Source organism: Rhizobium binae (genome assembly GCF_017357225.1).
In the GTDB taxonomy this organism is placed as follows: Bacteria; Pseudomonadota; Alphaproteobacteria; order Rhizobiales; family Rhizobiaceae; genus Rhizobium; species Rhizobium binae.
The window spans coordinates 439,816-459,728 of sequence record NZ_CP071606.1 but is presented as its reverse complement, the minus strand read 5'-3'; the positions used below and the strand labels follow the sequence as shown (position 1 = coordinate 459,728).

The 19,913-nt window shown below is 62.4% G+C and carries 21 protein-coding genes and 1 pseudogene; 15 read left to right on the top strand and 7 right to left on the bottom strand.

The window, feature by feature from the left end:
- Positions 1-2: 2 nt before the first annotated feature.
- Entirely contained in the window at positions 3-908 is a 906-nt protein-coding gene (gene nac / locus J2J99_RS26710) for a nitrogen assimilation transcriptional regulator NAC (protein ID WP_168297744.1), read from the bottom strand.
- Between the two features lie 234 nt (positions 909-1,142).
- On the opposite strand from nac, the gene J2J99_RS26705 reads away from it, so the two are divergent.
- The 11 genes and pseudogenes from J2J99_RS26705 (at position 1,143) to J2J99_RS26655 (ending at position 10,391) form a co-directional block, all read left to right on the top strand.
- On the top strand, positions 1,143-1,916 hold the full coding sequence (locus J2J99_RS26705) for an SDR family oxidoreductase (RefSeq protein WP_168297745.1): 774 nt from the start codon (positions 1,143-1,145) through the stop codon (positions 1,914-1,916).
- Positions 1,913-2,620, top strand: coding sequence for an amino acid ABC transporter permease (locus J2J99_RS26700; RefSeq protein ID WP_168297746.1), 708 nt, complete (start codon positions 1,913-1,915; stop codon positions 2,618-2,620). Before J2J99_RS26705 ends, J2J99_RS26700 begins: the two co-directional genes overlap by 4 nt.
- Positions 2,617-3,375: an amino acid ABC transporter permease gene (locus J2J99_RS26695; RefSeq protein WP_168297747.1), complete on the top strand. Its 759-nt coding sequence runs from the start codon at positions 2,617-2,619 to the stop codon at positions 3,373-3,375. Before J2J99_RS26700 ends, J2J99_RS26695 begins: the two co-directional genes overlap by 4 nt.
- Entirely contained in the window at positions 3,372-4,136 is a 765-nt protein-coding gene (locus tag J2J99_RS26690; protein ID WP_168297748.1) for an amino acid ABC transporter ATP-binding protein, read from the top strand. The genes J2J99_RS26695 and J2J99_RS26690 overlap by 4 nt, the downstream gene beginning before the upstream one ends.
- A gap of 31 nt (positions 4,137-4,167) precedes the next feature.
- On the top strand, positions 4,168-5,004 hold the full coding sequence (locus tag J2J99_RS26685) for an ABC transporter substrate-binding protein (RefSeq protein WP_168297749.1): 837 nt from the start codon (positions 4,168-4,170) through the stop codon (positions 5,002-5,004).
- A 90-nt stretch (positions 5,005-5,094) separates the two neighbouring features.
- A complete protein-coding gene (locus J2J99_RS26680; RefSeq protein ID WP_168297750.1) occupies positions 5,095-5,769 on the top strand; it encodes a 4-carboxy-4-hydroxy-2-oxoadipate aldolase/oxaloacetate decarboxylase in 675 nt (224 codons plus the stop codon).
- Between the two features lie 158 nt (positions 5,770-5,927).
- Positions 5,928-6,172 (top strand): annotated as a pseudogene (locus J2J99_RS26675) (IclR family transcriptional regulator); the annotation flags it as partial.
- 208 nt (positions 6,173-6,380) lie between these two features.
- Positions 6,381-7,733: an LLM class flavin-dependent oxidoreductase gene (locus J2J99_RS26670; protein ID WP_168297751.1), complete on the top strand. Its 1,353-nt coding sequence runs from the start codon at positions 6,381-6,383 to the stop codon at positions 7,731-7,733.
- 10 nt (positions 7,734-7,743) lie between these two features.
- A complete protein-coding gene (locus J2J99_RS26665; protein ID WP_168297752.1) occupies positions 7,744-8,595 on the top strand; it encodes an ABC transporter permease in 852 nt (283 codons plus the stop codon).
- 32 nt (positions 8,596-8,627) lie between these two features.
- Positions 8,628-9,611, top strand: a complete 984-nt coding sequence (locus J2J99_RS26660; RefSeq protein ID WP_168297753.1) for an ABC transporter substrate-binding protein — start codon at positions 8,628-8,630, stop codon at positions 9,609-9,611.
- Positions 9,612-9,620: 9 nt separating this feature from the next.
- A complete protein-coding gene (locus J2J99_RS26655) occupies positions 9,621-10,391 on the top strand; it encodes an ABC transporter ATP-binding protein (RefSeq protein WP_168297754.1) in 771 nt (256 codons plus the stop codon).
- Between the two features lie 90 nt (positions 10,392-10,481).
- Here the strand turns inward: J2J99_RS26655 and J2J99_RS26650 are convergent, their stop codons facing one another.
- Positions 10,482-12,296, bottom strand: coding sequence for a chloride channel protein (locus J2J99_RS26650; protein ID WP_168297755.1), 1,815 nt, complete (start codon positions 12,294-12,296; stop codon positions 10,482-10,484).
- Between the two features lie 205 nt (positions 12,297-12,501).
- On the opposite strand from J2J99_RS26650, the gene J2J99_RS26645 reads away from it, so the two are divergent.
- Positions 12,502-12,939: a MarR family winged helix-turn-helix transcriptional regulator gene (locus J2J99_RS26645; protein WP_168297756.1), complete on the top strand. Its 438-nt coding sequence runs from the start codon at positions 12,502-12,504 to the stop codon at positions 12,937-12,939.
- A gap of 91 nt (positions 12,940-13,030) precedes the next feature.
- Here J2J99_RS26645 and J2J99_RS26640 read toward each other — a convergent pair whose 3' ends face one another.
- From J2J99_RS26640 to J2J99_RS26620, 5 genes are all read right to left on the bottom strand, one after another.
- Positions 13,031-13,939, bottom strand: coding sequence for a homocysteine S-methyltransferase family protein (locus J2J99_RS26640; protein WP_168297757.1), 909 nt, complete (start codon positions 13,937-13,939; stop codon positions 13,031-13,033).
- A 112-nt stretch (positions 13,940-14,051) separates the two neighbouring features.
- A complete protein-coding gene (locus J2J99_RS26635; RefSeq protein ID WP_168297758.1) occupies positions 14,052-14,741 on the bottom strand; it encodes an ABC transporter permease in 690 nt (229 codons plus the stop codon).
- 15 nt (positions 14,742-14,756) lie between these two features.
- Positions 14,757-15,482, bottom strand: coding sequence for an ABC transporter permease (locus J2J99_RS26630; RefSeq protein WP_168297759.1), 726 nt, complete (start codon positions 15,480-15,482; stop codon positions 14,757-14,759).
- A 12-nt stretch (positions 15,483-15,494) separates the two neighbouring features.
- The gene (locus J2J99_RS26625) at positions 15,495-16,268 is read right to left on the bottom strand and encodes a transporter substrate-binding domain-containing protein (RefSeq protein ID WP_168297760.1); all 774 of its coding nucleotides are present in this window, start codon (positions 16,266-16,268) and stop codon (positions 15,495-15,497) included.
- 48 nt (positions 16,269-16,316) lie between these two features.
- On the bottom strand, positions 16,317-17,096 hold the full coding sequence (locus tag J2J99_RS26620; protein WP_168297761.1) for an ABC transporter ATP-binding protein: 780 nt from the start codon (positions 17,094-17,096) through the stop codon (positions 16,317-16,319).
- 160 nt (positions 17,097-17,256) lie between these two features.
- On the opposite strand from J2J99_RS26620, the gene J2J99_RS26615 reads away from it, so the two are divergent.
- The 3 genes from J2J99_RS26615 to mctR all read left to right on the top strand — a co-directional run bounded on the left by J2J99_RS26615 (position 17,257) and on the right by mctR (position 19,843).
- Positions 17,257-17,721, top strand: a complete 465-nt coding sequence (locus J2J99_RS26615) for an Lrp/AsnC family transcriptional regulator (protein WP_168297762.1) — start codon at positions 17,257-17,259, stop codon at positions 17,719-17,721.
- A gap of 80 nt (positions 17,722-17,801) precedes the next feature.
- Entirely contained in the window at positions 17,802-19,175 is a 1,374-nt protein-coding gene (gene mctS, locus J2J99_RS26610; RefSeq protein WP_168297763.1) for a two-component system sensor histidine kinase MctS, read from the top strand.
- The gene (gene mctR / locus J2J99_RS26605; protein ID WP_168297764.1) at positions 19,172-19,843 is read left to right on the top strand and encodes a two-component system response regulator MctR; all 672 of its coding nucleotides are present in this window, start codon (positions 19,172-19,174) and stop codon (positions 19,841-19,843) included. Before mctS ends, mctR begins: the two co-directional genes overlap by 4 nt.
- Positions 19,844-19,913: the final 70 nt, after the last annotated feature.

The window sequence follows — 19,913 nt, the reverse complement described above, 5'->3', positions numbered from 1 at the left end:
TCTTAACCCTTCAGCCGCGCTGTCAGCTCGAGAAGGATATCTCGGACGGCAAGGGCCGGTTCCGACAAGGGATTCTGGTCGGATACGCAAAGCGACAGCGTTTCCTCGATCCGCGGTGAGACGAGCCGGCAGATGAGCGGCTCGCTCGATTCCGAGACGATGCGATCGGCAATCGCCTTCGGCATGATCGTCGCGCCGAGACCGCTGCCGACTGCACGGGCGAGCGTGCGCACGATTTCGACTTCCGCCACGACCTTCAGATTGGTGCGCGTGCGGGTGAAGGCGGTGTCGACCGCACGGCGGACGAAATTATAGGCGGGCGGCAACAGCAGCGGTATTCCGTCGAGAGTGTTGACCGCAACGGGTTTCGCATCCGCTTCGATCGCAAAGTCGCGGTGGGCGACCAGGAAAAACTCTTCGCTGAGGATCGGTTCGAAGCGCACGCCCTTGATCGGCCCGGTTCCATGCAGAAGCGCCATCTCCAGCCGGCCGTTCATGATCATCTGGCTGTAGGTCTGGCCGACGCTTTCGGTCAGATGCAGGAGGATACCGGGATGGCGTTTGCGGGTTTCCGCCAGCAAATCGACGGAGAGCGTCGCCGCGCTGCTGAACGGCACGAGGCCGACCGACACGCGCCCGGCAAGCGAATTGCCTGCGGCCGATGCATCGGCCTGGGCCTGCTCCATCTGCCGAAGGATGATCTGCGCATGGCGATATACCGCGTGCCCGGCATCGGTCATGCTGACGCCCTGCTGGCTGCGGATCAGCAGTTTGTGGCCGAAATGCTCTTCCAGCGCCGCCAGCTGCTGACTGAGCGCCGGCTGGGCGATATGCAAAAGATCCGCCGCGCGCGTGATGCTGCCACTGTCGACGATCACGATGAAGGATTTGAGGCGTCTGATGTCCATGAGGATCGGGGAACCGTTCTGATCTGCTGGGATGGCATGTTTGCAGACGCGTATAGCTTTTGCAACGCGACGCGGCCTGAAGCGGGGCCGCGAGAGAACACCGGCATCACCGCTTTCTCTTCTTCGCCAGCCGATCCCGGCTCCATAACCGTTGCTTATTGCTCCAAAGATAATCGGTCTTAGGCAAGGGGTTAAAGCTTCGCTACTGTCTCCATCAACCACAAGGGAACGACAATGCCATTCTCCGACTACAAGACCGCACTGGTGACCGGCGCCTCCTCCGGGATCGGCGCAGCCGTGGTTGAGCGGCTTCGCCGGGAGAACATCGAAGTGCATGCCGTTGCCCGCAGCGCCCAAGCGCTGCGGCAGCTGGCCGAGCGCACGGGCTGTATCGCTCACGCGATCGATGTGACCGATCGGCCGGCGATCGCCGAGCTCGCCGGCCAGGTGGAATTCGACATTCTCGTCAACAATGCCGGCGTCGACCGGCCGAAGAAGTTCCTGGAAGCCGACGAGGGCGATATCGATCTCATCGTCGACGTCAATCTCCGCGCGGTTCTGCACATCTGCCGCCTCATCGTGCCGGGCATGGTGGCGCGGGACCGCGGCCACGTCATCAACATCTCGTCGATCGCCGGCGCCTATAATTTCGGCGGCAACTCCTCCTATCACGCCACCAAGGCGGGGGTGAGCATGCTGTCCAACCAGCTGCGCATCGACGCTTTCGGCAAGCGGGTGCGGGTGACCGAAATCTGCCCCGGCCGGGTTGCCACGGATATTTTCAACCACGTCCACGGCGATGATCCCAGCATCCGCGAACGGTTCATCGACGGTTTCGAACTGCCGCAGGCAACCGATATCGCCGACGCCATCGCCTTCGCCATATCGGCTCCCGTCGCCGTCAACATCGGACATATGGAGATCACGCCGACGCTGCAGGTCATGGGCGGATTGCAGACGGCAAGGCCGCAGCCAAAAACGGATCCATTCGGGGAGCCAGGCCCGTGAGCGGTTTCGACCTTTCGGCGATCCTCGGAGATCCCGAATATGTGGCGATGCTGCTGCATGGCATCGAGATGACCTTCATCATCTATGCCGGGTCCTGGTCGGTGGCGATGGCGCTCGCCCTGCTGCTGCTCGGCATTCGCCTGTCGCCCTTTCGCTTCGGCGATCCGTTGGTCGCCGCTTACGTATCCTACCATCGCAACGTCCCCACCCTCGTGCAGCTCATGCTGTGGTATTTCGGGATTTTCACCCTGATGCCGAACGGGCTCGCGACATGGCTCGCGAGCCATAATGCTGAGGCGATCTTCGCGGTGATCGGACTCGGGCTCTGCCAGGCGGCCTATTTCAGCGAAGATCTTCGTTCCGGCGTGCGTTCGGTCAGTGACGGTCAGATGCAGGCCGCCCGTGCGCTCGGCCACGGTTACGTCTCTGCGATGCGCTTCGTCATCATGCCGCAGGGCGTGCGCAATGCCCTGCCACCGCTTATCAATCACAGCGTCTCCCTGTTCAAGAACAGCAGTCTCGCCGTCGTCATCGGAGCGTCGGAACTGACGCATGCCGTCAAGGAAATCGAAAACCTCAGCTTCCGCACCTTCGAAATCTACCTGGTCGGCACGGTTCTCTACCTCTTCTTCTCGCTCGTGATCATGAGCATCGGCGCCTATCTGTCGATGCGCGCGGATACTGCCAGGAGTGCGCGCGCATGATCCAGGACATGATCGCCATCGTCCGCGACTACTGGCTGCTGCTGTTGATCGGCCAGTATCCGAATGGACCGCTCGGCGGCCTCGCCAATACGCTGATCCTGTCGGCGCTCAGCATTACCCTCGCTTTTCCGGCCAGTATCCTCTTCGCCTTGGCGCGGCTCTCCAAATCGCCGCTGCTGCGCTGGCCGGTCACGGCCCTTGTCTATTTCACCCGCGGCGTGCCGCTGTTGATGCTGATCCTGTGGAGCTATTTCCTGGTTCCACTGCTGACCGGCGCCGACGTGCCGAGCTTCGTCACCATGCTGACGACGCTCGTGGTCTATCAGAGCGCCTTCCTCAGCGAAGTCGTCCGCGCCGGCATCGTCGCTCTGGGGCCCGGCCAGATGGATGCGGCACGGGCGCTTGGCCACGGCTACATGGGCGCGATGCGCTACATCATTCTGCCGCAGGCGCTCTACAACATGATCCCCAGCATCCTCTCCACCTTCGTCTCGACGATCAAGGACACGACGCTCGGTTATGTGATCAACGTGCCTGATCTGACCTTTGCGGCAAGCCAGGTTAACAACCAGCTGCTGACGCAACCCTTCCAGGTCTTCCTCATTCTCGCGATCGTCTACTTCGCCATCTGCTGGACACTGACCTACTTCGCCAATCGCCTCGAGCGGCGCATCACCCGGCGGCGTGCGGGACTGCTGAACGTCCCCGCTGCAGCCTTGGCCGAACCGTCGAAAATCGTATCGGAGCAGCTATGACCATGTCCGAATCAACGCAGGAACCGCAGACGATCCGGCTGTCCCAGGTCTGCAAAAGCTATGGCGACTATCCAGTCCTGAAGGACATCGATGCTCAGGTCGCGCGCGGCGAGGTGGTGGTCATCTGTGGACCCTCGGGTTCGGGAAAATCCACGCTGATCCGCACGATCAATCGCCTCGAGGAGATCAACAGCGGATCGATCACGCTCGAAGGGCAAAACATTCATGCCTCGATGCGCGCCAGAGAACTCAATGCGATGCGCAGCCGGATCGGCTTCGTATTCCAGAATTTCAACCTGTTTCCGCATCTTTCGGTCGCCGAAAACGTCTCGATGTCGCCGATCCGGGTGAAGGGCGTGACGCCCGATATCGCGCATGAAAAGGCCCTCAAGCTCCTCGACCGGGTCGGGCTTGCCGACAAGGCCCGCGCCTATCCCGGTCAGTTGTCGGGCGGCCAGCAGCAGCGGGTGGCGATCGCCCGTGCGCTTGCCATGGAACCGCCGGTGATGCTGTTCGACGAGCCGACAAGCGCGCTCGATCCCGAAATGGTCGGCGAAGTGCTCGCCGTCATGAAGAGCCTGGCTTCCGAAGGCATGACCATGCTCTGCGTCACCCATGAAATGGGTTTCGCGCGCGAGGTCGCGGATCGGATCTGGTTCATCGATGCTGGCCAGATCATCGAAACGGCGACCCCAGACGAGTTTTTCAGCCATCCGCGCCATCCCCGGGCTCAGCGTTTCCTCGCTGATCTCAGGCACTGAAACCAACGATCAAAAACAAAGGAGAACAGCAATGAACTGGAAATACCTAAGCCTCACCGTCGCATTCGCCGGCATGGCGGCCGCTATGCCCGCAAAGGCCGATCAGCTCGACACCATCATGTCGGCGAAGACCCTGCGCTGTGCGACCTTCGCCGACGTCCCTCCCTTCGCCTCTCCCGATCCGAAGACCCGCGAAATGGCCGGCTTCGACGTCGACCTCTGCGGCGCTATCGCCAAGGAATTGGGCGTCAAGGCCGAGATCAAGCCGGTTTCGGTCGAAGCGCGCGTGCCAGAGGTGAAGCTCGGCCGCGTCGACATCACCGTCGCCAACCTTGCCTATACGCTGAGCCGCGCCGAACAGATCCAGTTCAGCGATCCCTATTATCTCGCCAAGGAAATGCTGATCGTGCCGGCCGACGATGCCGGCAAGACGAAGGCCGATTACGCCGGCCAGCGCCTCGCTTCGACCAAGGGCTCGACCTCGGAAATGTCGATCAAGCTCAACAAATCCGAGCCGCTGACATTCCAGGACACGGCCTCGGCCTATCTCGCCGTCCAGCAGGGCAAGGCGCGCGGCATGGTCGCCAACACCATGACGACGACCAAGTTCGTCAATGAATCGAAGAGCAAGGGCAAGGAAATGCGGATGATCGAGGAGCCGATGCTCTACCAGCCGATCGGCATCGGCATGGCCAAGGATCAGCCGAAGCTGACCGCCAAGATCAATGAAGTCCTCCACAAGCTCGACGAGTCCGGCGAGATCAACAAGATCTGGGACAAATGGCTCGGCCCGAGCACCGAATACAAGATGACCCGCACAGACAAGGTCGTGCCGCTCACGGAGCTGAAGTTCGACCCGATCCCGTAAGGCCAGCCGGCCCGAATTCTCCGATGATTATTTTCAAACGCAATCAGATGGCGGGACATGCCCGCCGTCGGCCAAAGATGTGAGGCATTCATGATCCATATAAAAGATATCCCCGAACGGCCTGATAAAGCCGATATCGACGCCGTTTCCAAATTTTCGCCGGCGACGATCCACGAGGCCCAGGGCCGCCGCGGCGCGTTTTCCTCGCGCCTCAAGCCCGTTGACCACCGGATGAAACTGTGCGGTCCGGCCTTTACGGTCAAATGCGCACCGCGCGACAACATCATGCTGCAGCTCGCCATCAACTATGCAATGCCCGGCGATATCATCGTCGTCTCGGCGGGCGAATACGAGGAAGCCGGATCCTTCGGCGATGTGCTCGCCAATGCTTGCCTCGCCAAGGGCATCGGCGGCCTGGTTACCGACACCGGCGTGCGCGACACGCTGCAGCTCAGAGAACTCGGCTTCCCCGTCTTCTCGCTCAGCGTCTGCATCAAGGGCACGGTGAAGGAAACTATTGCGGCGGTAAACGACCCGATCATCGTCGGCGGCGAAACCGTCAACCCCGGCGACATCATCGTCGGAGATGCCGATGGCCTGGTGGTCGTGCGCAGGCAGGAAGCGCAAGAAGCAGCGAGGCTTTCGCAGGCTCGCGAAGATGCCGAGGCCGGCTACATCGCCGCCTACAAGGCCGGGAAATCGGTCATCGAGGTCAGCAATCTGGCACCGGTGCTAAAAGCCAAGGGCCTTGTCGTCGACATCTGAGACGCCGCGCTGATCGCGCTCTTGATAAGCCCGGGCCGGCTTTCCGGTCGCAGCGAACCGCTGCGGCTGGGCATCTCACACGGGCCCTCTCGCGTCTCAAACGAGGCGGGGCCGCCCCCGACGATCGGAATACGTGAGATCGTCCGTCGTCGCCAACAGTTCTCTTCGCGCATCTGTCGGATCGGGACATCCTGAATTTTATTCCGCCGCAGGATTTCCGCCTGCCGGGCTGCGAATGGCTCGAACCACAGACCTTCATCGCCGAGGTGCGCCAGGCGAGCGTGAAGGTCTCTTCATCTTCAACAGCATCGTCGACAGCTTCACCCATTGTTTTGCCGTGCCGGTGCGCGGCGAGGAAGGCCATGCTGCCGCAACGCTCTGCCTCGTCACGCCCCGCGGCGACCGAGCGTAAGGCGCCGTCTTGCCGCGGGCGCCGATCTTCGATTTCCACATTTCCCCTGATCCCGCAAAACTATTCACTCTACCTCCGAAATTAAGAAATGAAGTTTCTCTATAAAATTTATAGAGAACTTATCCTTACGTCCTGACAGCCAAACTGACCTCGGTCCCGAAGCAGCGGAGCCGGTGGCGGCAAACGGAGAGGACGCGAAATGACACGGAAAATCAGGCTTGGGGCATTTCTTCCCGGTGGCGGACAGCATGTTGCATCCTGGCGCCACCCCGACCAACCGGCCGACGGCGCCACCAGTTTCGAATTTCACAAAAAGCTCGCTTTGACGGCCGAACGCGGCCTCTTCGACGCCTATTTCCTGGCCGACGGCCTGGCTGTCGGTTTCGGCGGCGCACGTGAAGGCGGCAACGCCCGCGTCGCCGGCTTCGAGCCCGTCACATTGTTCTCCGCGCTCGCACCTCTGACCAGCCATCTCGGTTTCATCGCGACGTCTTCGACCACCTACGAGGAGCCTTATACAACCGCCCGGAAATTCGCTTCGCTCGACCTGATCTCGGACGGCCGTGCCGGCTGGAACGTCGTCACCACGACAGGCGACCTCACCGCGCAGAACTTCAACCGCGATACCCAGCTTCCGCATGCAGAGCGCTATCGCCGCGCCGCCGAGCATGTCGAGGTCGTCCGCAAACTCTGGGAAAGCTTCGAGGACGACGCCTTCATCCGCGACAAGGAGACAGGCGTCTTCTTCGATCCGGCGAAGCTGCACGACACCGACCATCGCGGCGAGCACTTCAGCGTGCGTGGCCCGCTCAACGTCTCGCGCTCGCCGCAGGGCCATCCCGTCATCGTCCAGGCCGGCCAGTCCGAAGACGGGCGCGGGCTTGCCGCAGCAACGGCCGAGGTGATCTTCACCGCCCACCAGCACGTCGAAACCGCCCAGGAATTCTACCGGGATATCAAGGCGCGGGCCCGCGGTCTCGGCCGCAATCCCGATCACATCCTGGTCATGCCCGGCGTCTCCGCCTTCGTCGGCAGGACCGAAGCCGAGGCGCGGGAGAAATACGATCGCCTGACTTCGCTCATCGTCGAAGAGGACGGGATCGGTCTCCTCAACGGCCTGACCGGCGGCACGCTCGACCTGCACGGTTATGATCTCGACGGACCTCTTCCGCCGGCGCCGCCGACCGAAGGCATGAAGAGCCGCCAGGCTCTGATCCGCCAGATCGCCGACGAAAACAACTTCACCATCCGTCAGCTCTATCAGTGGATCGCGTCGGCCCGCGGTCACTACACCATCGTCGGCACCGCCGAGCAGATCGCCGACACCCTGCAGACATGGTTCGAGAACGAGGCTGCAGATGGCTTCAATATTCTGCCGCCCTGGCTGCCGACGGCACTCGACGATTTCGTCGATTTGGTCATTCCGGAGCTGCAGCGCCGGGGCCTGTTCCGCACGGCCTATGAAGGCAAGACGCTGCGGGAAAACCTCGGCCTGCCTTTCCCGACCAATCGATGGGCTGCGGGGCGCGCAGCTCTCCAGGCAGCAGAGTGAGGAGCGATCCATGGCTTATGAAATCAATCAGGTCCTGTCGACAAGCTTCAGCCGCCTGAAGAGCGGTGGAAGCCACACGCCCACTTTCGCCTCCCATGTGCGCGGTGTGCTCGCATCGCTTCTGCCGCGTTATGGCCTGCTCATCGCCTTCCTTGCTCTCTGGCAGGTTTCGAGTACCGAGGGCTGGATCAATCCGGCCATCTTCCCGCCCCTGAACGTGATCCTGTCGGCACTCTGGACCAATCTTGCCAATGGCGCGCTGCTCGATGACATCGCCATCAGCCTGCAGCGATCCGGCACCGCCTTCGCCTTCGCTGTCGTGACCGGCATTCCGCTCGGCCTGTTCATGGGCCAGTTTCGTACCGTCGAGCAGGCGCTCGACCCGATCCTGCAGCTCTTCCGCCAGACCTCCGCGCTGGCGCTCTATCCGGTCTTCATCCTGCTGCTCGGCCTGGGCGAAACATCGAAGATCTTCGTGATTTTCTGGGCGACGCTGTTTCCGGTGCTGCTTGCCACGATCGGCGGCGTCAAGGAGGTGGACCAGAAGCTCATCGAGATGGCGCGGACCTATGGCGCCGGACCGCTGACCATTTTCCGCCGCGTCATCCTGCCGGCCTCCGTTCCTGCGATCTTCGTCGGTCTGCGCCTGTCGGCGACGACGGCGCTTCTGCTGCTGATCGCCGCCGAGATGATCGGCGCCAACAAGGGCATCGGTTTCCAGGTGATGAACGCCCAGTACAATTTTCAGATCCCGCTGATGTTTGCAGCGATCCTGCTGCTCGCCTTCCTCGGGCTTGCCGCCAATGCCTTGCTCGTTCTCCTGCAGCGCCGCCTCTGCCGCTGGTCTCACCCGAACGCCTGACCGCTTCTCCCCTTCCGAAAGGACACGTCGTCATGACCTTCCATCCCCGCAACCTTCTCCTGCCGGCAGTGATCGCTCTCGGTCTTGCCACGCCGGCCGCAGCAACCGACACGGTGAAACTGCGCTATCTCGCGAGCCAGGGCGGCCTTGCCGCCCATGAACTCGCCGACGCGCTCGGTTATTTCAAGGACACCGGCATCACGTTTGAAAATGTCGGCTATGCCCAGGGCGGCCCGGCCTCTCTCATTGCCCTTGCATCCGGGGATGTGGAGATCGGCAGCGCCGCCACCTCCGCCGTCCTGAATTCGATCATCGGCGGCAACGACTTCGTCGCCGCCTATCCATCGAACGGCATTAATGACGAGGTGCAGTCGACCTTCTACGTGCTGGAAGACAGCCCGATCAAAAGCATCAAGGACATTGCCGGCAAGAGCATCGCCGTCAACACGCTCGGCGCCCATCTCGATTACACCATCCGCGAAGCCCTGCATTCCGTCGGCCTGCCGAGCGACTCCGCCAACCAGGTCGTCGTTCCCGGCCCGCAGCTCGAACAGGTGCTGCGCTCCAAGCAGGTCGATATTGCCGCCTTCGGCTACTGGCAGACGACCTTCGAGGGCGCGGCGCTGAAGGACGGCGGCCTGCGTGCGGTCTTCGACGATACCGACGTGCTCGGCGACATCGCCGGCGGCTTCGTGGTCCTGCGCCGCGATTTTATTCAGCAGCATCCCGAGACCGCGAAGATCTTCGTCGAGCAATCGGCCCGCGCCCTCGACTATGCCCGCGAACATCCCGAGGAAACCAAGAAGATCCTGGCGAAGGCCCTGGCCGAACGCGGCGAAAACTCTGATATCGCACAATATTTCCGCGGCTACGGCGTACGCGCCGGCGGCCTGCCAGTCGAGCGCGACATCCAGTTCTGGATCGACGTCCTGGTTCGCGAGGGCAAGCTGAAGCAAGGCCAGCTGGCGGCCAAGGACATTCTCTTTACCGCCGATAGCAAGCCGGCCAGCAACTGAGGAAGCGTGATGAGCGTCGCTGAGGATATTCGCCGCGGAGAGGTGACGATCCGTCACCTCTCCAAATCCTACAGGCTGAACGGCAAGCCGCTGCAGGTTCTGAAGGATATCAATCTCCATATCCGCTCCGGCGAAAGCCTCGCCATCGTCGGCGCCAGCGGCTCGGGCAAGACGACCCTGCTCCGGGTTCTCGCCGGTCTCGAAGAGTCCGATACCGGTGAGGTGCTCGTCGACGGCGAGGCAATCCGCGGCGTCGGCGCGGAACGCGCCGTCATCTTCCAGGAGCCGCGCCTTCTGCCCTGGCTTGATGTGCTCGGCAACGTCGCCTTCGGGCTGGAAACGAGAGGTCTCACCCGCGAGCAGGCGAGGGGACGGGCGCGCCACTACGTCAAGCTTGTCGGCCTGCAGCAATTCGAGACCGCCTATCCCCGCCAGCTCTCAGGAGGCATGGCGCAACGCGTCGGCATCGCCCGGGCGCTTGCCGTTCAGCCGGAAATCCTGCTGCTCGACGAACCGCTCGGCGCGCTCGATGCGATGACCAAAATCGGCATGCAGCAGGAGCTCGCCCGGATCTGGCGCGACGAGGATGTGACGACCATTCTCGTCACCCACGATCTCGAGGAGGCGATCTATCTGGCCGACCGGATTCTGATCCTGCCGCGGGAGAAGGGCGGCGAGCCGCGCCTGATCGACATCGATCTGCCGCGTCCGCGCGACCGCAGCGCGCCGGAATTCGTCCGGCATCGCGAAGAGCTGCTCAATCTGTTCGGGCTGCATTGAAGGCCTTCAGACGCAAACACGCGTCGCATGGGACCTGATTCATGCGACGCGTGGCAGCTGCGGCAGAGATGCGAAAGAAACCGCAAAACGCTACCGCAACTTGCTCCTCGGACCAGCAGCAAGATAGGGCCGCCGGTCCAGTTCCGCGGACCTTAAGGAACTTCGCAGCCGCAGCAGATCCTTTCGGGCGATCAGGCCGCACAGTCTGCCCGATGCCGGATCGATGATCGGGATACGGCCATTGTCGGTCGACAGCATCAGATCGGCAATGAAGGCAACGGTATCGTCAGGGTGCCCGGCGGGAACGGAATCATCCGTGACGGTTTCGCCAAGCGTCTGGGCGGCGAGGTCGGGCTTGCCCTGCCAGAGCAGGGCATCGGCCCGCGAGACGATACCGGCCAGTTTTCCCTGAGCATCGACCACCGGGTAGATCCGGTGCGTCTTCTGCTCGGAGACGAAGAAATCGCAGGTCTCGCCCACCGTCATGGCAACGGGAAGCGTGTCGACATCGGTGATCATAATTTCCCTTGCCCGGGAGAGCTCGAAAGGATCGACGCCATATTCGCGGGAGATGTGCTGCCCGCGGCGCGCGATCTTTTCGGTGAGGATCGAGCGGCGCAACAGCAGCACCGTGACGGCATAGGCCACCACCGTTGTGGCGAGCAGGGGAACCAGTGCGCCGACGTCGCCAGTGATCTCCATCGCGAAGAAGGTGCCCGTCAGCGGCGCGCGCATGGTTCCGCCCATCATCGCCGCCATTCCAAGCAGCGCCCAGAAGCCGGGATCATTGCCAGGCATGACAAGCCCGACCAGCCAGCCGAGAGCGCCCCCGAAGATGAGAAGCGGCGCGAGCACACCGCCCGAGGTGCCCGACGACAGGGCAAACAGCCAGATGATCGTCTTCACCAAGAGGATCGACAGTACCGCCGGCGCAAGCAGCCGGTTGTTGAGCAGGCTGTCGATGATGTCGTAGCCGACACCCATCGCCCTGGGTTCGATAAGGCCGCCGAGGCCGATGACGAGACCGCCGAGCGTCGGCCACCACATCCAGTGGATCGGCAGTGCCTCGAACAGATCCTCGATCCTGTAGAGCAGCGTCGTCAGCAGCCCCGACTGCAGCCCAGAAATGATGCCCATCGCCGCACAGGCAAGAATCCCCCACCAGGGCAAGGTGACCTGGAAATGCGTCGGGAACAGCGGACCGACGCCGAAGAGCAGCGGGCGCCAGCAGATCGACACGCATGCGGCGACGGCGACGGGAATGAAGCTGCGCGGTTTCCATTCGAACAGCAGCAGTTCAACCGCCAGCATGACCGCGGCGATCGGCGAGCCGAAAATCGCCGTCATGCCGGCGGCGGCACCCGCGACGAGCAGCGTCTTGCGCTCGGCGGCGCTCATGTGAAAGAACTGGGCGAACAGCGATCCGATCGCCCCTCCGGTCATGATGATCGGCCCCTCGGCGCCGAACGGGCCGCCGGTTCCGATCGAGATCGCCGAGGATAGCGGCTTCAGGACCGCAACTTTCGGCGACATCCGGCTGCCGCCGATCAGAATGGCTTCGATCGCCTCCGGAATGCCGTGGCCGCGGATTTTTTCCGACCCGAAACGGGCCATCAGGCCAATGGCGAGCCCGCCGAGCGGCGGTACCAGCACCACCCAGAGCGACCGCGGCACGGCCGCCAGGGAAGCCGGCTCGATGCCGATCTCTCCGAACCAGACGACATTCGTCACCAGCGCAATCAGGCTGACGAGGCACCACGCCGCAAAGGCGCCTGATGTGCCGACGATGACGGCCATTCCGACCAGCACGAGGACCCGCCTGTCGGTGGTGAAATCACCGGCCTCGCGCCGGGAGAGACCGCCGGTGAAATCATGCGGCCGGTTGCTTGGTTGATGCTGCGCCATGGAAGCCTCTGCTACACGGAAAAGGGTCGGTTTGTGCGGGTCATTATATCGTATTACGATATAAATCAACCGAGGAACGTTGGGAGGCGAAAATGTCGCGGCAGGTACCTGACTTGACCGGCTTGCGGCTGCCCATCTATTCGGGATCTGCAATAGTGCGCGCAAGGATCGCTTGCTGCGAACCAAGCGGCAGAGGAGAACGAGTGTGAAGAAAATCCCGCCGCCGCTGAGACAGGAGGATTACGAGGCGCTCGCCGACCTCAGATTCGCGCTTCGCCAGTTCATGGACTTCAGCGCCTCAGCCGCCCAGTCGGAAGGATTGCCCGTCCAGCAGCATCAGGCGCTGCTGGCGATCAAGGGACAACGCGGCGCTGAAGCGATGACCATCGGCATGCTGGCGGAGCGGCTGATCATCGCGCCACATACGGCAACCGAACTCGTCGGACGACTGTCGGATGCCGGGCTCGTCGAACGCCATGCCGACCCGACCGACAGGCGCCGCCAGACGATCCTTCTGACCGAGAGGGCCGACGAGCTTCTGACGAGGTTGAGCGCCGTCCACCTGTCAGAGATCAGGGTGATGGCGCCGAAACTGATCGAGATTCTGCTCGAGCTTCAGAAGACGGCGCCGAAGGCGGAATAATTGGTTTCGACGCCCGCAGGCGAGGCCACCGAAAGAGCCCGAGCGCTGGGTGAGCGCCGGCAGTTCCCTCTCGGACGATCAAGCTTCAACATCAGCTTCGAAGCATCTTGCCGAGGCGATGGATATGGGCAGCGCCGATGCCGCAGCAGCCGCCGATGATCGTGGCACCAGCTTCGGCCCAAGAGCAGGCAAAGCGCGAATAGGCGGCATCGTTCAGATCGTCGCGCGTCTCGTGCAGGCCTTCATTGGCGGCCGATGCGCCCTGTTCCCCTTCGAAGGCATTGGCATAGACGCCGATTTCGATCTGGGCGGCCGCCTTCCGAAACGTCTGGGCGGCCGTCTCGACGGCGCGCTGCATGACCTCGGGCTTGCTGCAGTTGAACAGGAAGGCCTCAGCACCCGACGACACCGCCCAGAATGCCGCCGCCTCGACGCTTTCGCCGGAACGAAGCTTCGGCTCGCCGCTTTCGATATCCGACTTGTCATCGGCCAGCGTGAAGGAAATCCAGAAGGGTTTGCCCGATGCCGCCACCGCCTCGCGGACGGCCTCGGCCTCGGCGACCAGACTCAGCGTCTCGCCGAGCCATATGTCGACGAAGGGGGCGAGGTTTTCGACCAAGACCTTGAGATAGTCCTGCACCCGCTCAGGCTGAAAATTCTGCGGCTCGTAGGAACCGAAGATCGGCGGCAGCGAACCGGCGACCAGCACCTTGCGACCGGCAGCGGAATCGGCCGCCTCACGCGCCAGGCGGCCGGCAAGACGGATTAGTGCTGCGCCCTCCGTCTGAAACCGTTCCTCGCCGATATGGAAGGGCACCAGCGCATAGCTGTTCGTTGTAATGATCTCAGAGCCGGCGGCGATGAATTCCTGATGCACCTCGCGGACGATATCCGGCGAATTGATCAGCGCCAGGGCCGACCATTCCGGCTGTTTCAACTCGGCGCCGAGCCGCAGCAGTTCGCGGCTCATGCCGCCATCGAGGATTCGTGTCGTGCTCATGAAGGTCTCCATTCAGGCTGGCGCGCCGTTGCCGGCGGCGGGCTTTTCATAAGAAGCAAAGCGAGGCGCGCGTCGATACGCGCCGGGGTTCATCGCCGGTCCCTTCTCTCGGCTAACGCCGCACCGGCACCTGCGCTTCGAGACCTCGAAAGACGCGGGCGATGACGGCGGTCAGGGCGAGATAGAAAAGGGTGACGACAAGCAGCGGCTCGTAGACGAGCAGCGTGTCCTGGCGAACCTTGTTAGCCACGGCATAGAGATCCATCACCGTCACCGTGAAGGCGAGCGGCGTCGCCTTCAGCTGCATGACGATCTCGCCGGCAATCGTCGGCAGTGCGATGCGGATGGCGCGCGGCAGCCAGATGCGGCGGGTCAGCTTCCACGGCGACAGGCCGAAGGCCCGGCCGGCTTCGAGTTCGCCTTTGGGAACGGCGAGCAGGGCGCCGCGCAGCACCTCCGCCTCATAGGCGGCATAGTTCAGCGTGAAGCTGACCGCAGCGAAGAAGAAGCCTTCGCGCAGGATCGGCCAGAACAGGCTCTGGCGGATGCCGGGAACCATCGGCAGCAGCGAGCCGACGCCATAATAGAGGAGCCAGAGCTGGATCAGCAGCGGCGTGCCGCGGAAGAAGGTGCAGTAGCCGCGGGCGAGAAGCCGTGTCAGCCTGCCGCCGCTGACCTGCGCGAAGGCAAGACCGATCGCGATGATGAAGCCAAACACAACCGAAATGACCAACAGCGACACAGTCTGCCAGGCGCCGGTCAGAAGAAGCGGCCAATAGGAAGAGATCCAGGCGAAGCTCATGCGGCGGCGCTTTCTTCAGGCAAGACGAGGCTGTCCGCGTCGCACCCGTCCCTCGATCAACTTGAAGGCAACGTTGGAAACGAGCGTGATGGCGAGGTAAAGAAGGGCCGAGGCGAGGAAGAAGACGAAGTAATGCTTGGTGCTTGCACCGGCAAGCCGAGTGGCGAGCGCCAGTTCCTGGTAGCCGACGACGGCGACGAGCGCGCTGTCCTTGGTGACCGACATCCACAGATTGGCAAGCCCGGGCAGCGCGTTCGGCAAAAGCGCCGGCAGCAGGACGCGGCGAAACCGCAGCACCGGCCCCATGCCGAAGGCCTTGGCCGCCTCGATCTGGCCGGTGGGAATGGCGAGGATCGCGCCGCGCAGCACCTCGGTCATATAGGCGCCCTGTACGAAGCCGAGGACGGCAACGGCGGCGACGAAGCCGTTCACTTCGACCGGCGGCAGGTCCATCGCAGCCAGCAGCCGGTTGAGGCCGTCGGTGCCGGCATAATAGAGGCCGACGATCAGGATCAGCTCGGGAACCGCGCGGATGACAGTGGTGTAGAGATCGAGCACGAGGCGGAGCGCGCGATTGCCCGAAAGCTTTCCGAGCGCGCCGCCGGTGCCGAGCAGCAGGCCGATGGCGAAGGCACAGGCCGAGATGGCGACCGTGGAGACTGCACCTGTCAAGAGAACGCCGCCCCATCCCGGAGGATAGGGAGACAGCAGGTCCAGAATGCCTTGTTGCGCAGCCGCCATCGTTCCGACTGCTTACTTCGCGCCGTAGATGTCGAAGTCGAAGTACTTCTTGGTGATGGCGTCATACTGGCCGTTGGCGCGAACGGCGGCAATCGCCGCATTCAGCTTGGCTTTCAGCTCCGTGTCTTCCTTGCGCAGACCGCCCGAGACGCCGGCGCCGAGAATCTCCTTGTCGTCGGCGACATCGCCCATCTTGGCGCAGCAATCCCTGCCGCCGTCGCTTTTCAGGAATGCGTCGAGCGCCAGGGAATCACCGAAGACGTAGTCAATGCGGCCGGAAGCCAAGTCCTGGAACGCCTCGTCTAGCGTCTGGTAGGTCTTCTCCTCGGCAGCCTCGGCGAAATACTTCTTGTAATATTCCGACTGGATCGTCGACACCTGGATACCGATGGTCTTGCCCTTAACGTCTTCGGCCGTGGCGCCCGGCTTCTGGTCCTTGGGACCGATCAGGGTGCTCGGAGTGTTGTAATATTTGTCGGTGAAATCGATCACCTTCGAGCGCTCGGCGGTGTTCGACATCGACGACCAGATCACGTCGAACTTCTTGCTCTCAAGCGCCGGAATGAGCCCGTCCCAGGAAATCTCGACGATCGAGCATTTTTCCTTTATCTCTGCGCAGACGGCGTTCATCAAGTCGATTTCCCATCCCTGCCACTCACCCGACGCATCCTTGGCGAAGAAGGGCGGATAGGATTCGTTCATGACGCCGAAGCGGACTTCGGCCTGCGCGGCGACCGCCGAAAGCGCAAGGGCCGCGCCGGCAAAAAGCGTAGGGAGCAGTTTCATTCGCGGGGTTCTCCTGGTTCGTGTGTTGTCGATGATGGCTGACGTGGATCAGTGGGCGCTGAGACGGGTAAATTCCCGGCAGCGGGCGCTGACCGGCGCCCCGAAAACTTGCTCGGGCGGCCCTTCCTCTTCGATCCGCCCCTGATGCAGGAAGAGGACGCGGCTCGAAACATCGCGGGCGAAACGCATTTCATGCGTGACGATCAGCATGGTCCGACCTTCATCCGCGAGATCGCGGATGACCTTGAGGACCTCGCCGACCAGTTCCGGATCGAGCGCCGATGTCGGCTCGTCGAACAGCATGACGGCGGGATCGACGCAGAGCGCCCTTGCGATTGCCGCGCGCTGCTGCTGGCCGCCGGAGAGAAAGGCGGGATAGGCGTCGCGCTTGTCGAAGAGCCCGACCTTGTGCAGCAGGGCTTCCGCCTTTTCGATCGCTTCGCGCCTGGAAACGCCCATGACATGCACCGGCGCCTCGATGACGTTTTCGAGCACGGTGCGATGAGCCCAGAGATTGAAGCTCTGAAAGACCATGCCAAGTCCGGTTCGCAGACGCTCGACCTGCCGCCAGCTTTGCGGCTGCAGCCGCCCGCCGCGGCCGGTTTTGAGCGCGACCTCTTCGCCGTTTACGGCGATGCTCCCGCGATCCGGCGTTTCCAGGAAATTGATGCATCTGAGGAAGGTGCTCTTGCCAGAACCCGACGAGCCGATAATGGAGATGACATCCGACTTGCGGGCCTCGGTCGAGATACCCTTGAGAACCTGTTGCGAGCCGAAGCTTTTGTGGAGATCTTCGACGCGAAGAGCAGGAAAGGGTTGGTCCGACATGCATGGTTCCGGCTGAACTTGAGATGCGAAGGATAATGATAAATTGCGCGGTTTTTTCGCGCAATTTCGATCTCTTTTGCATTTTCTATGCAAAATAATCTTTCTCACGCGGCGAACACGGCAGAATGCGCCGCGCGAAGAGTTGGAAGTGGACAGGGCAATGGAACAACTGGATCGTTTTGACCGCGACATTCTCGATATCGTTCAGCGCGACTGCCAGCTGAAGGCGGAAGCGATTGCCGAGCGGATCGGCCTATCCGTCTCGGCCGTGCAGCGGCGGTTGAAGCGGCTGCGCGAGGAGGGGATTATCAAAGCGGAGGTCGCCGTCCTCGACCGGAAGGCAACGGGAACGTCGATGGTGTTCATCGTCGGAATGGAGATCGAGCGGGACAATTACGACGCGCTGGCGAAATTCCGCGTCTGGGCGGAGAAGCAGGATCATATCCAGCAGGTCTATTACGTCACCGGCGCGGTCGATCTGATCGCGATCGTCACCGCCCGGGATGTCGAGCATTATGACGACATCGCCGCCCTGATCATGGCTGACAATCCGCAGATCCGGCGCATGCACACCAATGTCGTGCTGCGCGACGTCAAGCTCGGCCTGTTCGTGCCGCTGGAATAGGATCGCGCCCGGGCAAGCGACTGGACTCAGATCGGGCAAAGGGCATAATTCCGGGCGCAGATCCTTGGGAGGAATGACCGTTGACGCTACGACACCAGATCATCGCATTGGCGATCGTTCCGCTCGTCATCTCGATCCTCGCGATCACCACCTTCATCACCTGGCAATCGGCAAACCTTGCCAAGAACAGCATCGACACGTTCGAGCAGAACATGCTGAAGACCAAGGAAGCCGAGATCCTCAATCTGACCAATCTTGCCCTATCCGCCATCCAGACGATCTATGACAAGGCCGGGGCCGACGACGAAGCCGCCAAGCAGCAGGTGGCGGCGATCCTGACCTCGCTCGACTACGGCAAGGACGGCTATTTCTTCGTCTATGATTACGACGGCAACAATATCGTCCATCCCCGCCAGAGTTTCCGGCATGGGCACAATTGGCTCGATCTCACCGATCCGGATGGCGATAAGGTCATTGCCGAACTGATCGCCACGGCAAAGGCCGGCGGCGGCCTGCACCAGTACAAATGGCAGAAACCATCGACCGGGCAGATCGCCGACAAGCTCTCCTTCGTCGTCAGCCTCGACAAATGGCAATGGGTCGTCGGCACCGGCGTCTATCTGGATGACGTCTTTGCCCAGAGCGCCGCCGCCAACAAGGTAATGCGCGCCAACATCAGGCGGACCTTCGTCATCGTTGCACTGATCGCCGTGCCTTCGGTGCTGGTGGTGTTCACCACCTGCATGCTGCTGACCTTCCATGAGCGCCGCATGGCCGACAGCCGGCTGAAGGAGTTGACGCAGCGGGTCATCGACACCCAGGAAGAAGAGCGCACACGGCTGGCGCGCGAGCTGCATGACGGCATCTCCCAGACCCTCCTCGGCGTGCGTTATGCGATGGATCTCGCCGGCCGCAAGGTCAGGACCAATGTCGACGATGCGGCGCTGACCATCGAGCGCGGCGTCGAGGCGCTGAACGGCGCGATCAAGGAAATCCGGCTGCTGTCGCATGATCTGCGCCCCCGCGTACTCGACGATCTCGGCCTGACGGCTGCGCTGGAGGCACTGTGTCATCACTTTGCCGAACGCACGGGGATCGAGACGGAGATCGACGCCTCGGGCTTTGCCGGCATGCTGAAGGCGGAAGCCAGTACCGCCCTTTATCGCGTCGCCCAGGAGGCCTTCAACAATGTCGAGCGGCATTCGGGCGCCTCGAAGCTTTCGGTCAAGCTTTGGAGCGACGGCGGCCGCGCCCGCATGACCATCTCCGACAACGGCACCGGCTTCGATGGCGCGTCCGGCGGCTCAGGCCTCGGCCTGCGCAACATGCAGGAGCGGATGGCGCACTTCCGGGGCCTGCTCCTCATCAACAGCAGCGAGACCGGCACGACGCTGACGGCGATGATGCCGAGATCGGCCAATATTGCCGCCGGCAAGCAGGCGGAAGCCGCATGACGGAACGCCCGAAAATCAAGGTGCTCCTGATCGACAACCATCCGCTGGTGCTGGACGGGCTGAAAGCCGTGCTCGAAACCTTCGATCACATCGAAGTCGCCGGCACCGCCGGCCTCGCGCAGACCGGGCTCGATGTCGCCCGGCAGATCCAGCCGCAGGTGGTGCTGATGGACATCAACATGCCGAAGCTCAGCGGCATCGATGCGATCGAGCTGTTCATGAGCGAACTTCCGCAGACCCGCGTCGTGATGCTCTCCATGCATGACAGCCGCGAGTATATTTCCTCGTCCGTCATGCATGGCGCCGCCGGCTACGTCCTCAAGGACGTCTCGACGGACGAGATCGTCGCGGCGATCGAAACCGTCGCCGGTGGGGGCACCTACTTCTCGTCGGGCGTCTTCGATGCATTGATGGGCGAACGCGCGGATGATGGGAGCGATCCCCTGACGCCACGCGAGCGCGATACGCTCGGGCTGATTGTTGCCGGCCGGAGCAACCGGGAAATCGCCGAGGCGCTCGGGATAAGCGCCGCCACGGCGGAAACCCATCGCAAGAACCTGAAGAAAAAGCTTGGCATCGCCACAACGGCGGGCCTCATCCGCTATGCCCTCGACCACGGCATCGCCTCGAAAATCGACGTGAATTCGCGCCTACCCACTTCTGGGTAGGTCCCGGTATTTCGCCACCGCGTGCGTCTTGTGAGGATAAAACCAACGCCCTAGGACTCCATTCGCGGCT